Annotated in this window: 15 protein-coding genes and 1 tRNA gene; 5 read left to right on the forward strand and 11 right to left on the reverse strand. The window is 75.5% G+C overall.

Annotated features, from left to right (window positions below; translation table 11 throughout):
• The first annotated feature begins 11 nt into the window (after nt 1–11).
• The 4 genes from ACQEU6_RS05245 (at nt 12) to ACQEU6_RS05260 (ending at nt 3,144) form a co-directional block, all read left to right on the forward strand.
• Complete coding sequence (locus tag ACQEU6_RS05245) at nt 12–1,133, forward strand: S66 peptidase family protein (RefSeq protein WP_499329453.1); 1,122 nt, start codon at nt 12–14, stop codon at nt 1,131–1,133.
• Entirely contained in the window at nt 1,130–2,020 is an 891-nt protein-coding gene (locus ACQEU6_RS05250) for a hypothetical protein (protein ID WP_499329454.1), read from the forward strand. The genes ACQEU6_RS05245 and ACQEU6_RS05250 overlap by 4 nt, the downstream gene beginning before the upstream one ends.
• Nucleotides 2,020–2,601 carry a glycerate kinase gene (locus tag ACQEU6_RS05255; RefSeq protein WP_499329455.1) on the forward strand — a complete coding sequence of 194 codons (582 nt, stop codon included), beginning with the start codon at nt 2,020–2,022 and terminating at the stop codon, nt 2,599–2,601. The genes ACQEU6_RS05250 and ACQEU6_RS05255 overlap by 1 nt, the downstream gene beginning before the upstream one ends.
• A gap of 327 nt (nt 2,602–2,928) precedes the next feature.
• The gene (locus ACQEU6_RS05260; protein ID WP_499329456.1) at nt 2,929–3,144 is read left to right on the forward strand and encodes a glycerate kinase; all 216 of its coding nucleotides are present in this window, start codon (nt 2,929–2,931) and stop codon (nt 3,142–3,144) included.
• Here the strand turns inward: ACQEU6_RS05260 and yczE are convergent.
• Complete coding sequence (gene yczE, locus ACQEU6_RS05265; RefSeq protein ID WP_499329457.1) at nt 3,141–3,779, reverse strand: membrane protein YczE; 639 nt, start codon at nt 3,777–3,779, stop codon at nt 3,141–3,143. The genes ACQEU6_RS05260 and yczE overlap by 4 nt on opposite strands.
• Nucleotides 3,780–3,873: 94 nt before the next feature.
• Here yczE and yczR point away from each other — a divergent pair, with 94 nt between their 5' ends.
• Entirely contained in the window at nt 3,874–5,367 is a 1,494-nt protein-coding gene (gene yczR, locus ACQEU6_RS05270) for a MocR-like transcription factor YczR (RefSeq protein ID WP_499329458.1), read from the forward strand.
• Between the two features lie 28 nt (nt 5,368–5,395).
• Here the strand turns inward: yczR and ACQEU6_RS05275 are convergent, their stop codons facing one another.
• From ACQEU6_RS05275 to ACQEU6_RS05320, 10 genes are all read right to left on the reverse strand, one after another.
• Nucleotides 5,396–5,830 (reverse strand): CBS domain-containing protein, encoded by a 435-nt coding sequence (locus tag ACQEU6_RS05275; protein ID WP_499329459.1) that lies wholly within the window; start codon nt 5,828–5,830, stop codon nt 5,396–5,398.
• A gap of 349 nt (nt 5,831–6,179) precedes the next feature.
• Nucleotides 6,180–7,793 carry a phytoene desaturase family protein gene (locus ACQEU6_RS05280; RefSeq protein ID WP_499329460.1) on the reverse strand — a complete coding sequence of 538 codons (1,614 nt, stop codon included), beginning with the start codon at nt 7,791–7,793 and terminating at the stop codon, nt 6,180–6,182.
• A 50-nt stretch (nt 7,794–7,843) separates the two neighbouring features.
• A complete protein-coding gene (locus ACQEU6_RS05285) occupies nt 7,844–9,613 on the reverse strand; it encodes an SDR family oxidoreductase (protein ID WP_499329461.1) in 1,770 nt (589 codons plus the stop codon).
• Nucleotides 9,610–10,455: a M24 family metallopeptidase gene (locus tag ACQEU6_RS05290; RefSeq protein ID WP_499329462.1), complete on the reverse strand. Its 846-nt coding sequence runs from the start codon at nt 10,453–10,455 to the stop codon at nt 9,610–9,612. The genes ACQEU6_RS05285 and ACQEU6_RS05290 overlap by 4 nt, the downstream gene beginning before the upstream one ends.
• Before the next feature lie 259 nt (nt 10,456–10,714).
• Entirely contained in the window at nt 10,715–11,647 is a 933-nt protein-coding gene (locus tag ACQEU6_RS05295; protein ID WP_499329463.1) for a metal-dependent hydrolase, read from the reverse strand.
• Nucleotides 11,648–11,809: 162 nt separating this feature from the next.
• The gene (fdhD, locus tag ACQEU6_RS05300) at nt 11,810–12,622 is read right to left on the reverse strand and encodes a formate dehydrogenase accessory sulfurtransferase FdhD (RefSeq protein ID WP_499329464.1); all 813 of its coding nucleotides are present in this window, start codon (nt 12,620–12,622) and stop codon (nt 11,810–11,812) included.
• A gap of 64 nt (nt 12,623–12,686) precedes the next feature.
• Complete coding sequence (locus ACQEU6_RS05305; RefSeq protein WP_499329465.1) at nt 12,687–13,313, reverse strand: trimeric intracellular cation channel family protein; 627 nt, start codon at nt 13,311–13,313, stop codon at nt 12,687–12,689.
• On the reverse strand, nt 13,310–13,501 hold the full coding sequence (locus ACQEU6_RS05310; protein ID WP_499329466.1) for a DUF3099 domain-containing protein: 192 nt from the start codon (nt 13,499–13,501) through the stop codon (nt 13,310–13,312). Before ACQEU6_RS05310 ends, ACQEU6_RS05305 begins: the two co-directional genes overlap by 4 nt.
• A 51-nt stretch (nt 13,502–13,552) precedes the next feature.
• Nucleotides 13,553–13,645 (reverse strand) — tRNA-Sec (locus tag ACQEU6_RS05315).
• 10 nt (nt 13,646–13,655) lie between these two features.
• On the reverse strand, nt 13,656–15,497 hold the full coding sequence (locus ACQEU6_RS05320; RefSeq protein ID WP_499329467.1) for an AMP-dependent synthetase/ligase: 1,842 nt from the start codon (nt 15,495–15,497) through the stop codon (nt 13,656–13,658).
• Nucleotides 15,498–15,614: the final 117 nt, after the last annotated feature.

The following is a 15,614-nucleotide window of genomic DNA, read 5'->3' on the forward strand; positions in this document are numbered from 1 at the left end:
GAGGGATCGGGTTGAACAGCGGGGGCGCCCGCGCGGTGGCGGCCGGCGGGTCGCCGGACGCGCCCTCCGTCGGCACGGCCGGCGGTGCGGAGCGCGCGCGGAAGGCCCGCAGGTACGCGCGGTTGCGGCCCGGCGACCGCGTCGCGGTGGTCGCGCCCAGCGGCCCCGCCGAGCCCGCCCGGCTGGAGGCGGGATGCGCCGTTCTGCGCGATCTCGGCCTTGACGTCGTGGTCGGCAAGCACGCCCTCGACCGTGTCAACCTGGACGGGGCGGGCCCGGCGCGCGGCGACTGGCACCGGCTGGCCGGGACCGACGCCGACCGCGCCGCCGACCTCCAGGCCGCCTGGTGCGACCCCCGGGTCCGCGCGGTGGTCTGCGCGCGGGGCGGTTACGGCGCCACCCGCGTCCTGGACCGCCTCGACTGGGACGCCCTGCACGCCGCGACCGAGGCGTCCGCCGCCTCCGGCGGGCCGAAGATCCTGCACGGCTCCAGCGACATCACCGCACTGCACGGCGCTTTTGGAACGCGCCTGCGGACCACGACCTCCTTCGGCCCCATGCCCGCGGGAGTGGTCGCCGACCTCGACCCGGCGGCCCCGGACGCCTCCCTGGAGGCTCTGCGCGCCGCCCTGTTCGGCGGGGCCGCGCCCACCGTGCTGCCCGGCGCCCGCACACTGCGGCCCGGAAGCGCGGAGGGCCCGCTGACCGGCGGCACCCTCTCGCTCCTGGCGGCCGTGCTCGGCACCCCGTACGCCCCGCCGCCCGCCGCGGGCCGCATCGTCTTCCTGGAGGACGTGACCGAGGCGCCCTACCGGATCGACCGGATGCTCGTCCAGCTGCTCCAGGCCGGCTGGTTCGACGGCGCCGCCGGGTTCGCGCTCGGCTCCTGGAAGGACTGCGGCGACCCCGCCGAGCTCGACGCGGTGTTCGCCGCGCGGCTCGGCCCGCTCGGCGTCCCGGTCCTCGCGGGCCTCCCCGCCGGGCACGGGCCGCTCCAGCACACCCTGGAGCTCGGCGCCCCCGCCGCGCTGCACGCCCCGGCCCCGCCGGGCCACGACCCCGCACATCCGCACCCCGCCGTGCCGGACACCGGCGCGCTCACCCTCGAAGCGCCCCCGGGAGGTGCGCGATGAGCGGTCGCCACGCCCGTCCCGATCCATGGGACGACGGGACCCTCGACTCCCTGCTCGTCCTCGTGGCCGAGAGCCTCGGCTACCGGTGCAGCCGGGTGCCCGGCGAGGTCATGCTGCTGGAGGGCGCCAGCAGGCTGCACGTCAGCCTGCGCGACCTGCGGCAGCTCGCGCGGCTGGTGCCGCGCGACGACTGGCCCGCGCTGGTCTCCGACCACGTCACCACGATCGTCACGGCGATCGAGGAGCCGCTGGACCTCAGCGACTTCGACCTCGCCCAGCACCTGCTGCGCACCCGCATCTACCCGGCGGAGGCCGACAACGGGGTGCTCGCGGCCCGGCCGTTCGCACCCGGCCTGATCGAGGTGGTGGTGGTCGACACGCCCACCACCGTCCGGACCGTCACCACCGAGGAGATGGACGGCTGGCCGGTGTCGGGCGACGCGCTGTTCATGCTCGGCCGCGCGAACGTCCGCGCCGACGGCGCGCTCCAGCTCGACGAGCAGGACCTCGGCGGCGTCCGCGTCTCGGTCCTGCACGGATGGACGTTCTACGCCGTCACGCACCTGGCGTGGCTGGAGGAGTACCTGCCGATCGGCCCGTACGGCGCGCTGGTCATCGCGCCCAACCGCAGCCTCATCGTCGCCCACCCGCTCCGGATCGCCGAGGGCCACCCGAGGGCGCGCTACCGGGAGGCCGTGGCGGCGGCGACCGAGCTCCAGGCGCAGGCGCACCGCGCCTACGAGGAGGGTCCCGGCTCGCTCAGCCCGTCCCTGTACTGGTGGCGCGCGGGCGAGCTGACCTGCCTGGAGACCCGCTACGAGGGCGAGACGCTGGTCCTGCCGGAAGAGTTCGCCTCGGTGATCGCGACGCTGGCGGCGGAGCGCTGATGAAGGTCGTCGTCGCTCCCGACTCGTTCAAGGGCAGCCTGTCCGCCGCGCAGGTGTGCGCCGCCGTCGCGGCGGGCGTCCGCCGCGCCGCGCCCGGCGCGGAGGTGGCCGCCGTGCCGATGGCCGACGGGGGCGAGGGCACCCTCGACTGCTTCCTCAGCGCCCGCGGCGGCGACGCGGTCGAGGTCGCCGCCACCGACCCGGTCGGCCGCCCGGTCAAGGCGCGCTACGCGCTGTCCGGCGACGGGCGCTCCGCGGTGGTGGAGCTGGCCGCGGCGTCCGGGCTGCCGCTGGTCGAGGACGTCCCGCCCGACCCGATGAACGCCGGCACCGCCGGCACCGGCGAGCTGATCGCAGACGCGGTGCGGCGCGGCGCCCGCGACGTGCTGGTCTGCATCGGCGGCAGCGCCAGCACCGACGGCGGCGCCGGGCTGCTGCGCGCCCTCGGCGTGCGCTTCCTGGACGCCGCCGGCGGGAGCTGCCGCCGGGCGGCGCCGCGCTCGCCCGCCTGGCGTCGATCGACGACTCCGGGGTGCCGGAGGAGGTCCGCGCCGCCCGGTTCCGGGTGGCCTGCGACGTGACCAACCCGCTCGTCGGACCGGACGGCGCCGCCGCCGTGTTCGGCCCGCAGAAGGGCGCGTCCGCCGGCCAGGTCGCCGAGCTGGACGCCGCGCTCGCCGTCTTCGCCGACGTGGTCGCCGCGCGCGGCGGCCCCGCGTGCACGACCTGCCCGGAGCGGGCGCGGCCGGGGGCACCTGCGGCGGGCTCGTCGGCCTGCTCGGGGCCGAGCCGTCCGGTGGAGCCCTCCTGGTCGCCGAGGCCGTCGGCCTGCCCGCCGCGCTCGACGGCGCCGACCTCGTCGTCACGGGGAGGGCCGCGTCGACGGGCAGAGCGCCGGCGGCAAGGTGGTGTCCGCGGTCGCGGCGCTCGCCCAGGACCGCGGCGTCCCGTGCGTCGCCCTGGCCGGCGGCGTCGCGGGCCCGCTGGAGGAGCTGCACGCGCTCGGGCTGACCGCCGCGTTCAGCCTCGCCGACGGCCCCCGCACGCTGGAGGAGCTGAAGGCGGGCGCCGCACCCCTGCTCACCGCCGTCGCCGAGCAGGCGGTCCGCCTGTTCCGCCGCTAGCAGGCCCCGGCGGGCGCGGGATCCGGCTCGGGATCCGGCGCGGGCGCGGGCGTGCGGGCCCCGACCGTCAGCCGGGGCAGCAGGACGTGGGTCAGCGGCCCGATCGCCACGGCGTAGAGGACCGTTCCAACGCCGACGGTGCCGCCGAGCAGCCAGCCGACGGCCAGCACGGCCAGCTCGATCGCCGTCCGGACCACCCGGATCGAGTGGCCGCGCGCCGCGAGCCCGGTCATCAGCCCGTCCCGGGGGCCCGGGCCGAGGCCGGCGCCGATGTAGCACCCGGTGGCGAAGCCGCCCACGAGCACGGCGGCGACCAGGTAGGCCCAGCGTCCGGCGAGCGCGTCCGGCGCGGGCAGCAGCCAGAGGAACAGGTCGGCGAAGACGCCGACGAGGACGACGTTGCTGAGGGTCCCGACGCCGGGCCGCTGCCGCATCGGGATCCACGCGAGCATCACGACCGCGCCCGTGATGATGATCCAGGCGCCGATCGACAGGCCGAAGCGCCGGGAGAGCCCCTGGTGGAAGACGTCCCAGGGGTCGTTGCCGAGGCCGGACGACACCTGGAGGGCGATTCCGAGCCCGTACAAGGCCAATCCAACGTAGAGCTGCACCAGGCGGCGCACCATCAAGGCCATTTCGAGCTTTCCCTCCGCAGTCGGCCAACGTTCCGGACCACTCTGCCGCCCAATGGTCTGGTGTAGATAGAGCCAATGTGCGAAAGTGGCCCGTATGAGTACGCGCTACGTGAGCGGCCCGAACCTGGCCCGGCTGCTCGGGGACGTGTCGGGTGAGCGCCCCGTCTACGCGGCGGTGGCCCGGTCGCTGCGCGCCCTCGTCCTGGACGGCAGGCTCGCGCTGCGCACGCGGCTGCCCGCCGAACGCGACCTCGCCGCCGCCCTCGGCGTCAGCCGCACCACCGTGACCACCGCCTACGACCGGCTCCGCGACGAGGGCTACGTCCAGAGCAGGCAGGGGGCGGGGAGCTGGACGGCTCTGCCCGCGGTCCGCATGTCCTCGGCCGGGCCGCCCGGCGCGCTCCACGGGGCGCCGGGCGACGCCGCCCCCGCCGGGCACCGGTACGGCATGGCCCACCCCGCGCCGGACGACCCGTCGTTCATCGACCTCGGCTGCGCCACCCCCGGCGCCCCCGCGATCTTCGAGGAGGCCGTCGCCGCGGCCGTCGACGAGCTGCCCCGCTACAGCTCGGGCCCCGGCTACGAGCCCGCGGGGCTGGCGAGCCTGCGGCAGGTCATCGCGGACGGCTACACCGCGCGCGGCGTCGCGACCCGCGCCGACCAGATCGTCGTCACCACCGGCGCGCAGCACGCGTTCACGCTGCTGACCCACCTGCTGGTGGAACCGGGCGACGCCGTGATGGTCGAGCGCCCGACCTACCCGCACGCGCTCGGCGCGCTGCGCAGCCGCGGCGCCCGGCTCGTCCCCGTCGGCGTCAACGAGGGATGGGACGTCGAGCTCGCCGCCGGCGCCATGCGGCAGGCCGCCGTCCGGATGGCGTACCTGATCCCCGACTTCCAGAACCCGACCGGGTACCTGATGCGGGCGGGGGACCGGGCCGGGATCGTCGACGCCGGGCGGCGCGCGGACGCGTTCCTCGTCGCCGACGAGACCTTCGCCGAGCTCGCCCACGACCCCGAGGCGCCGCGCGAGCCGCCGCTGGCCTCCTACGACGCGGGCGGCCGGGTCGTCACGATCGGGTCGGCCTCCAAGCTGCTGTGGGGCGGGCTGCGGATCGGGTGGATCCGCGCCACCGCCCCGCTGGCCCGCCGCCTCGTGCTGGCCCGCGAGCCGTTCGACATGGCGAGCCCGGTCCTGGACCAGCTGATCGTCCGGGAGCTGCTGCTGCGGGTCGAGGAGGTCCGCGCCGAGCGCGCGGCGACCCTGCTGCGCGGCCGCGACGCGCTCGCCGAGGCGCTGCGCGAGCACCTGCCCGGCTGGGAGTTCCGGCTCCCGGACGGGGGCATGTCGCTGTGGGCGAGGATCGGCGCGCCGATCGCCTCCCGGCTCGCCGAGGCGTCCGAGCGGCTCGGCGTGCGCGTCGTGGCCGGCCCGGTGTTCGGGGCGGACGGCGTGCTGGAGGACTACGTGCGGCTCCCGTACGTGCTGCCGCCGGACACGCTGCGCCTGGCCGTGCGGCGGCTGGCCGTCGCCCGGCGGGAGGCCGAGGCGGCGCCGGCGGCCCGGCCCCTGCCCGCCTACGTCTGACAGGGGCGGGCGCCGCGTCCGGCAGGCGTCAGGGAGCGCGCTGGATGTAGTCGACCAGGTGCTCGCGCTCGCTCTCCAGCTCGTCGATGGCGCTCTTGACGACGTCGCCGATGCTGACGATCCCGACGAGCCGGTCGTCCTCGACGACGGGCACGTGCCGGAACCGGTGCTCGGTCATGGCGCGGCGGAGGTCCTCCACCTGGTCGCCCGGGCCGCAGGTGCGGACCTCGGCGGTCATGATCTCCGAGACGGGGCGGTCGAGCAGCGCCGCGCCGTGCTCGTGCAGCCGCCGCACCACGTCCCGCTCGGACGCGATGCCGGCGATCGAGGCGCCGTCGGGCGAGACCACCGTCGCCCCGATGTTGTGCTCCGCCAGGACGGCGAGGAGCTGCCGTACGGTGGCCTCGGGCCGCACCGTGGCCACCGCGTCTCCCTTCCTCCGCAGGATGTCGCGAATCCGCATGCCTCACGCTCCGGTGCCGGTTTCGGGTCCGGGGAACGGCGGGCCGCCGGGGGCGGGGCCGCTGGCCGGGCCTTGTTCCTGCCAAGTTCGCATGTTCCGGCCTCCAGCGAAACCCCCGCTCGAGAACCCTCCCCGCCAGGCGATGGCATCGAGACCGCATAGACGCCGTACGGTCGGCCGCAGGACGATGGTCACGGCCTCCCACGTCGTCTCCGGTCAGCGAGATCTTCCCGATGGAGACCCGGGCGACGGCGATCCCCGCGGGGCTGGTGGAGCCGGCCGTCGCCGCCGTCGGCGGGGAGGCCGCGGCGGCCTGACGGCCCCCGCCTCGCCGTGCCCCTTGCTCCGGTCAGGGGGCGAGGAGGCGGGACACCGCGCCGAGGGCCGGGGTGAGCAGGCGCCCCGCCGGTCCGGCGTGGGCGAGGGCGGCACGGGCCGCGTTGGCGCCGCACGCGCCGTGCACGCCGCCGCCCGGGTGCGCGGAGGCCGACGCCAGGTACAGGCCCGCGACCGGTGTCTCGGGGCGTCCGAGGCCGGGGACGGGCCGGAACACCAGTTGCTGGTGGAGCATCGCGGTGCCGCCGTTGAGCGCGCCGCCGCGCAGGTTGGCGTCGTGGTCCTGGAACGCGGGCGGCGCGGTGACGCGGCGGTCGAGGACGCGGGAGCGGAAGCCCGGGGCGAGGCGCTCGACGACGTCCTCGACCCGGTCCGCCATGGCGTCGCGTTCGCGCTCGTCCCAGACCCCGGTGATGCCGTCCGGCCCCGCGTCGGCCTTCACCCGGTGCGGGACGTGCGTGTACGCCCAGACCGACTCCGTTCCGGCGGGGGAGCGGGCGGGGTCGGCGGTCGTCATCTGGCCGAGGAGCGCGAACGGGTCGGACGGAACGCGCCCGGTGGAGAGCTGCGCGCTGTAGTCGGTCATCGCGTCCAGGCCGGGGGACAGGTGGACGGTCCCGGCGCGACCGGCGCCGTCCGCGGCCCAGGGGATCGGCCCGGACAGCGCCCAGTCGACCTTGAAGGTGGCGTGGTCCCAGACGAAGCGGCGCATGTCGGCGCGCAGCGAGGCGGGCAGGTCCGCCCAGCCGACCAGGCCCCCGTAGAGCGCGGGCGCCGACACGTCGGCGAGGACGGCCTTCGCGGCGCGCACGGGTTCGCCGGACGCGGTGCGGACGCCGAGCGCGCGCCCGTCCCGCACGACGACGGAGACGACCGGGGCGCCGCAGCGGACGCGGCCGCCGCGCGACTCCAGCCGGCGCACGAGCGCGGCCGTGAGCTCGCCCGCGCCGCCCTCGGGCACCGGCCATCCGTACCGCTGCCCGGTCATGGCGAGCAGCCACCCGAACAGCGACCCGGCGGTCGACTCGGGGAACATGTCGGTGTGGAGCGTCGACCCGGCGAGCAGCAGCGGCCCGCCCGGCCCGGAGAACTCCTGCTCCCCGAGCGTGCGGACGGGGGCCAGCAGGGTGCGCAGCGCGCGGAGCCCGCCCGCGCGGCGCGCCGACGCCAGCAGCGGCAGCGCGGCCCGCACCGGCGGGAACGGGCCGAGCAGGGCGCGCAGGACGTCCTCTCCCATCGCGTCCCACAGGCGGCAGAGCCGGAGCCACGCCTCGCCGTCGCCCGCGCCGAGCGCGTCGAGGCCGGCGGCGGTCGCGTCGCGGTCGCGTTCGAGGACGGCGCAGCGCCCGTCCGGGAGCGGGTGGGCGAGGACGGCGGGCGCGTGCCGCCAGCGCAGTCCGTGCCGTTCCAGTTCGAGCGCCCGCATCGCGGGCGAGGCGACGCCGAGCGGGTGGAACGCGCTGCACAGGTCGCTCACGTAGTCGGGGTGGACGCCCCGGTCGCTGCGCACCGCGCCGCCCGGTTCGGGCTGCGCTTCGAGCACCTCCACGTCCCACCCGGCGTCGGCCAGCATGTTGGCGGCGACGAGCCCGTTGTGCCCCGCGCCGACGACCACGGCGTCAGCCATGCGGCATCCCTCCCCACGATCACCCTACGGCGCGCCCGGGAGGGGCGCGGTCAGCCCGCGTCGAGACGGGCCAGCAGCCGCATCACGCCCGGCGCCACGCGCGACCCGAGGTAGCCCAGGTGCGCCTCCGGGGTCACCGGGACGACCGCGCGGTCGTCGCGGACGGCCGCGACGATCTGCTCCGCCACGCGGTCCGGGCCGTAGTTCCGGCGCGCGTAGGCGCGCGCGGCCCGCTCCCGGCTGCGGGCCTCGTCCCGCTCGCCCTGGCCGACGAAGCGGGACGTGCGGGTGATGTTGGTGTTGACGATCCCCGGGCAGACGGCGCTGACGCCGATGCCCTCGCCCTTCAGTTCGGCGCGCAGGCACTGCGACAGCATCAGCACGGCCGCCTTGCTCGTCGCGTAGGCGGGCAGCGCGCGGGACGGCGTGAACGCGGCCGCCGAGGAGGTGTTGACGATGTGGCCGCCCTGCCCCCGCTCCACCATCTGCTTGGCGAAGAGCCGCGAGCCGTGGAGGACGCCCCACAGGTTGACGTCCAGCACCCTGCGCCAGTCGTCGGCGCCGTGCTCCAGGAAGGGGCCGGCCATGCCGATCCCGGCGTTGTTGACCACGACGTCCGGCACCCCGTGCTCGTGCATGACCGCCTTGGCGAAGTCCTCCATCGCGCCGCGGTCGGACACGTCCACCTGGAAGGCGTGCCCCGCCGGGCCGAGGAGGCCGGCGAGCTCGGCGGTGCGCTCGGCGGCGGCCGCGTCGAGGTCGGCGGCGACCACCTCCGCGCCGCGTTCGGCGAAGGCCAGCGCGGTCGCGCGGCCGATCCCGCTCCCCGCGCCCGTGACGACGACGAGGGACCCGTCGCAGGGCCGCCGGTCCCGGGTCACCCTGGCCCGCCTGAGCGCGCGCGACTCGGCGGCGGCGAGCGGCCCGCCCCCGACTCCGGCGATGTGCTCGGCGACCCAGCGGGCGACGACGTCCGGGTGGCTGCGCGGCACCCAGTGCCCGGCCTTGAGCGTGCGCAGCGACAGGTTCGGCACGCGCCCGGCCAGCCCGCCGACCAGGTGCGGCGAGACGAACAGGTCCCTGGTCGGGACGATGACCTGCGTCGGGACGGCCGTGCGCCGGTCGCGCGGGCGGCGCAGCCGCTGGAGCATGTTCGCCCGGTACAGCCCGACCCCGGCCGCGGCGTCGCGCGCCATCGTCCTGGCCGGGTGGCCCTGCCGGGGCGGGACGCCCTCGCCCAGCTCCAGGGCCTTGGCGAACGGCCTGGCCATCCCGGCCCGCCACAGCAGCTCCGGCAGCACGGGCGTCTGGAAGAAGGCGATGTACCAGGAGCGGACGGCCTGCCCGGCCGCCCGCCGCAGGTTGGCCGGGGTGGGGCGTGCCAGGTTCCGCCGCGTCCAGTGCGCGACGTGGTCCAGGCACGGGCCGGAGATCGACGTGAACGAGGCGAAGCGGTCCGGCATCGTGCAGACCGCCTCCCACGACTGGATGGAGCCCCAGTCGTGCCCGACCAGGTGCACCTTGCGGTCGGGCGCGGCCGCGTCCAGGACGGCCTCCATGTCGGCCATCAGGTAGTCGAAGGTGTAGCGCCTGCGCCCGAACGGGCGGGACGAGGCGCCCGCGCCGCGCACGTCGTAGCGGACGACGTGGAACCGCTCGGCGAGCCGCGCGGCCACCTCGTCCCAGACGGCGTGGGTGTCGGGGTAGCCGTGGACCAGCAGCACGGTGGGGCGCGACCGGTCGCCCTGCTCGTAGACGGCGAGGTCGACGCCGTCGCCGCGGACGCGCCGCCGCGCGACGGGTGGGGCGGGGTGTGTCATGCGGTCGTCTCCCGTCGGGCCCACCGGTGCACGTGGGGAAGGTCGTCGTCGAGCCAGTGCGCGTCGTCCTCGGTGACCACGAGGATCTCCTCGAACTTCACGCCGACGCCGCGGAACCCGATGTGGGGCTCGACCGCCCACAGCCCGGGCGTCGGGGGATGCTGGGACTGCGCGGCCCCGTTCCAGAGCGGGGAGCGCCCTTCCAGGCGCTCCTTGACCAGTTCGCGGCCGATGGTCTGGAGGAACCGTACACCGAATGGGAATCCCACGCGCTTCGGGAGGATCCCGCCTATGACGCCGATCTGATGGCCGATGACGCGCCCCGGATACGCGCGGTGGCGGCTTTCGTAGCCCTGCCGCTCGATGAGCGCGTCGACCGCGGCGTAGACGTCGGCGAACGTGCGCCGCTCGCGGACGAGGCCGAGGATGAGCGCCCGGTATCCGGCGAGGTCGGCGTCGAGCCTCTCCCAGATCCGGTTCTCGCCGAGGACGCCGCCGTACCCGATGTCGGCGGAGTAGCCGTCCCGCACCGGCGCCATGTCCAGGATGTAGGGCATGCCCTCCTCCAGGCGCGTGCCGCCGGGCAGGAACTGCGTGGGCAGCCGGAAGCCGCGGAACGCCGACCGGTCGCCGAACCAGGCGAACGGGGTGTGCAGCCAGTCGTCGACGCCGCGATCGCGCAGCCACCGGCGCATGCGGCGGCACGCCTCGCGCTCGGTCACGCCCGGTTCGAGCGTGCCGGCGACCTCCTCGGCGCACCGGTAGGACAGGCGCTGGACCGCGCGGAACCGCTCCAGTTCCGCCGCGTCGCGCACGCGGGCGAGCGACACTTTATTGGACACGCTGTTAATAAATCGCCGATCCGTGCCCGGGTCAAGGGCCCGCGGAGTGACGCCCGCCACCGCGCGGCGCGGGCTGCGGCTTTTAGGGCCTGTCGCGAAGTGGCTTCGGCCACGCGCGCGAACGCGTGACCTGGCCGGTGGAGCGAAGCGGGAGGCGAGCGGAGCCGGGCGGATCGCGAAGCGATGCCGCGTTCGCTCAGGCCCGGTCGCATAGCGGGCCGCCAGGCGAGCGAAGCGGGCCGGGACTCTGAAACACAGCCTAGTAGGGGTCGTAGCCCGCGGCCCTGGCGGCGGGCGACTGCGTGAGGTAGTCCAGCGCGCGGGGCGTGGAGCACACCTTGGACGGGTGGTGGTCCGGCCTGAGGTAGACGGGCGCCTCGCCGAGCAGGAGCCGGAAGACGCCGGGCACGTGGCCGAGCCGGACGGACCGCCGGTAGGAGCGGTAGACGCGCAGCGGGGTCACCCGCCCCTTGATCGTCGGGTCCTGCTTGAGCAGGTAGAGCGAGCCGCCGATCAGCGCCCAGTACAGGAAGAACAGCGACACGACCCACGCGGCGACACGGGTCGGGTACCGGCCGCCCATGGCCTTGTAGACGTCGAACACCACCGAGCGGTGCTCGACCTCCTCGGCGCCGTGCCAGCGCAGCAGGTCCAGCATCGTCGGGTCCACACCGGCCTTGTCGAGCCTGTCGTTGTCCATGATCCACTGACCGAGGACGGCGGTGTAGTGCTCGATCGAGGCGACCGCGGCCAGTTCGAAGCGCAGCCGGCGCCGCCACGCCCGCGGGTTGCGCTCCTTCAGCGCCGCCATCTGGGCGGGGCGCTCGGCGTTGCCCCGGCCCGCCGCGCCGGTGATCCTGGAGACGTCGATGCCGGTGCGCTGCAGGATCTGGTCCAGGACGCCCTGGTGGGAGCGGGCGTGCACCATCTCCTGCCCGATGAAGCCCTTGATCTCCTCCAGCAGCCGCTCGTCCCGGATGTGCGGGCGGGCGTCCTTGACGCACTGGATGAACCACTTCTCGCCCTCGGGCAGGACGATGTGGAACGAGTTGATGATGTGGGTGGCGACAGGGTCGCCCGGGACCCAGTGCAGCGGGGTCTCCGACCAGTCGAAGGAGACGCGCCGCGGCCTGATCGGCGGGTGGCGCTCGTCGACGGGCGCCGTTCCGCCGTTCGCCTGGGGCCTCGTCATGCGGTCCTCGCCTTCCACGCGTCAGGGTCGGCCGCGACGTGCCCCCGCGCCGCGCGTATGCCATTGGCAGTGCAGTCAACTCCTGCCGGGACCGCGGTTTCTTGAGGGGAACCCAACAAGTTACCGCTTGGTTTTCGAGCCGAGGTGACAATGCGGGCACGCTCAGAGCGCGATACGCTCCGCTCCCGTGTAGACGTTCATGGTCTCGCCGCGCAGGAACCCGACGAGCGTCATCCCCGCGTCCTCGGCGAGGTCCACCGCCAGCGAGGACGGCGCCGACACCGCCGCCAGCACCGGGACGCCGGCCGTCATCGCCTTCTGCGTCAGCTCGAACGACGCGCGCCCGCTCACCATGAGGACCGTCCCGGTCAGCGGCAGCCGCCCCTGCCGCAGGGCCCACCCGACCACCTTGTCGACGGCGTTGTGGCGGCCGACGTCCTCGCGCAGGGCCAGGAGCCCGCCTCCGGCGTCGAACAGCCCGGCGGCGTGCAGGCCGCCCGTCCGGTCGAACACCCGCTGCGCCTCGCGCAGCCGCTCCGGCATGGCCGCCAGCACGTCCGGGGTGAGCCGCACCGGGTCGCCCGCCACCTCGTAGGGCCGGTCGGCGCGCAGCGCCTCGATGCTCGACTTCCCGCACACCCCGCAGGCGCTGGTGGTGGTGAACGCCCGCGTCATGGAGTCGTCCGGCGGCGGCACCCCGGGGGAGAGCACGACGTCCAGGGTGTTCTGCTCCTCGGTGTCCGCGCAGTACCGCATCGTCGCGATGTCGCCGGCCCGCCCGACCACGCCCTCGGCCGCCAGGAACCCGGCGACCAGGTCGAAGTCGTGCCCCGGCGTGCGCATCGTGATCGTCAGCGGCTTGCCGGCGACGCGGATCTCCAGCGGCTCCTCGGCCGCGAGCGTGTCGGGGCGGCGCACCCGCGACCCGGACGCGCTCAGCCGCAGCACGGGCCTGCGCACGGTGATCCGCCCCATGACCGTTGACGGTACCCCGGAAACCCGCCGCAAACGAAGCCCTGCGCCGGGCGGCCGCTCCCCGCTAGTCGGGCACGCCGCGGGGGCGGGGGGCTCGCCACCCCTGGCGCATCGCGAGGACGCGCAGCCCGAAGGCCAGTGCGGCGGCGCCCGCGGTGACGGCGCCGCCGTGCAGTCCCGCGCTCTCGGCGCCCGCGGTCACCGCCGCGCCGAGCAGCGCGGGCACCGCGTACAGCTGCCGGTCGTACAGCACCGCGGGGATCCGCCCGGCCAGCACGTCGCGCAGGATGCCGCCGCCCACCGCCGTGACGAGGCCGAGCAGCACCGCGTGCACCGGTGAGAGGCCGTATTCGAGCGCCTTGACCGTCCCCGTCGCGCAGAACAGCCCGAGCCCGGCCGCGTCGAACAGCAGCACCGCCGGCAGCAGCCGCGTCACCTGCGGATGCCAGAAGAACACGAGCGCCGACGCCGCCATCGGCACCAGCACGTACCCGAGGTCGGTGAACGCCGCCGGGGGGACGGCCCCGATGATCAGGTCGCGCAGGATCCCGCCGCCGAGCGCGGTGATCTCCGCCAGCACCACCATCCCGACGACGTCCAGCCGCTGCCGGACGGCCGCGAGCGCCCCCGACACGGCGAACACGAAGATCCCGGCGAGGTCCAGCAGCCACGCGACCCCGTGACCGCTCACTCGCGGTGGTCCCTCCGGTCGATGTTCCAGTTCGCCACCACCGCCGCGAACGGGGGGATCACCAGCGCCGCCACCGTCATCGCGATCGCGGCCGTGTGCGAGTACAGCCGGACCACCGCCCAGGCCAGCACGAACAGCGTGAGGCACGTGCCCATCATGATCCCGTAGGCCAGCTTGCGACGCCTCATGCCCTCACGTTACGTCGCGCCCGCCGCCCGCCCCCCCACGGGGCGAGGCGGCGGAGGCGTACGGGAATCGAACCCGCCGTCCCGAGATCCTCGGGACCGTCGGCTTTGAAGGCCGGGGAGGCCACCAGGCGCTCACACGCCTCCGGCGGTGATCTTAGCCGGTGTAGAGCCCGTCGAGGTCGGAGGCGTACTTGGTGTGCACGACGCGCCGCTTCAGCTTGAGGGTCGGGGTGAGCTCCTCGCTCTCGGCGGTCCACTCGGCGGTGAGCAGGCGCCACCGCTTCACCTGCTGGACGCGGGCGAGCCGGGCGTTGGCGTCCTCGACGGCCCGGGCGACCTCCTCCAGGACGAGCGGGTGGTCGGCGAGGGCGGCGAGGTCGGTGGTGTCGACGCCGTGGGCGGCCGCCCAGACGGGCGCGACCTCGCCGTCGAGGGTGATGAGCGCGACGACGTAGGGGCGGCGGTCCCCGAAGGCGAGGGCCTGGCCGATGAGCGGGTGCTCCTTGAGGCGGTTCTCCACCAGGGACGGGGCGATGTTCTCCCCGCCGGCGGTGATGATCAGCTCCTTCTTGCGGTCGACGACGGTGAGGAAGCCGTCCTCGTCCAGGCGGCCGACGTCGCCGGTGCGCACCCAGCCGTCGGCGTCGACGAGGGCGGCCGTGGCGTCGGGGCGGTCCAGGTAGCCGGGGGTGCAGGTGGCGCCGCGGACGAGGATCTCGCCGTCGTCCGCGAGCCTCAGCTCGACGCCGGGGAACGGGCGGCCGACGGTGCCGAGCTTGAAGGAGTCGGCGAGGTTGGCGGTGACGGCGCCGGTCGTCTCCGTCATCCCGTAGGCGTCGAAGATCTTCAGACCGAGGCCGGCGAAGAAGCGGGCCACCTCGACGGGCAGCGGCGCGGCGGCGCTGGAGGCCTGCCGGACGCGGTCCAGGCCGAGCAGGGCCCGCATGGGGGTGAGGACGGCCTGGTCGGCCCGCTCGAAGGCCTCGGCGATCGGCGGGGTGAGGGTGTTGCCGTGCTCCTGCGCCGTCACGTACGCGCGGCCGGCGTCGAGGGCCGCGGCGACCGCGCGCTTCTTCGCCTCGTCCTGCTCGGCGGACAGTACGGCCTGGATGCCGGCCATGATCTTCTCCCAGACGCGCGGGACGCCGAAGAAGGAGTGCGGCCGCACCTCGCCGAGGATCGTCGTCAGCTGGGCCGGGTCGGGGCAGAAGTGGACGTGGGAGGCCAGCCGGACCGGCAGGTAGTAGCTGAGCACGCGGTCGGCGATGTGGGCGAACGGCAGGTAGGAGATGCCGGCCGGGTGCTCGGGCAGGACGGAGCTGCGCTCGACCATCTCCGCCTCGTGCAGCGCCATCGAGTGCGTGATCAGCACGCCCTTGGGGTCGCCGGTGGTGCCGGAGGTGTACAGGAGGGTGACGGTGTCCCCGGGCCCGACCGCCTGCCAGCGCCGGTCGATCGCGGCCGGGTCGGCGGCCAGCTCGCGGCGGCCGAGCTCGGTGAGGGCGTCCCAGGTCAGGAAGCGGTCGCCGGGCGGGCAGGCGCCGGCGTCCACCACGATGATCTTGCGGAGGTCCGGGAGGCGGTCCAGGACGGGCAGCCAGCGGCCGAGCTGGTCCGCGCCGTCCAGCACGGCGTACCTGGCCGAGCAGTGGCCGGCGACGAACGCGACCTGGTCGGGCGCGAGCGTCGCGTACACGGTGGTGGGCACGCCGCCGGCGTGCACGGCGCCGAGGTCGGCCAGGACGTGCTCGGAGCGGTTCGGCATCATCAGCGCGACGACGTCGCCGGCCTCCAGGCCGAGGGCGGCGAACCCGGCGGCGGTCTCCAGTGCGCGGGTCCGGGTGTCCGCCCAGGTGAGGGTGCGCCACTCGCCGCCGGTCCGGTCGGAGTAGGCGGGCCTGGCGCCGTGCCGTGCGGCGGTCGCGGCGAGGGCGGAGCAGATCGTCTGCCCCGCGACGGCCCGGTCGAGGTCGGCCCGCTGTTCCTGGATCCCCATGTCGCCCCTCGTGGTCGGTGGTGATCGTAGTAAGTGAAGACTTGCAAAGGGGGATCGCATCACGCCGAACCGGGTTCGGACAAGGGGTCCGCGGGTTTTCCCGCACTGGTCGCGGGG

The organism is Spirillospora sp. CA-108201, assembly GCF_050936235.1.
Lineage (GTDB): Bacteria > Actinomycetota > Actinomycetes > Streptosporangiales > Streptosporangiaceae > Spirillospora.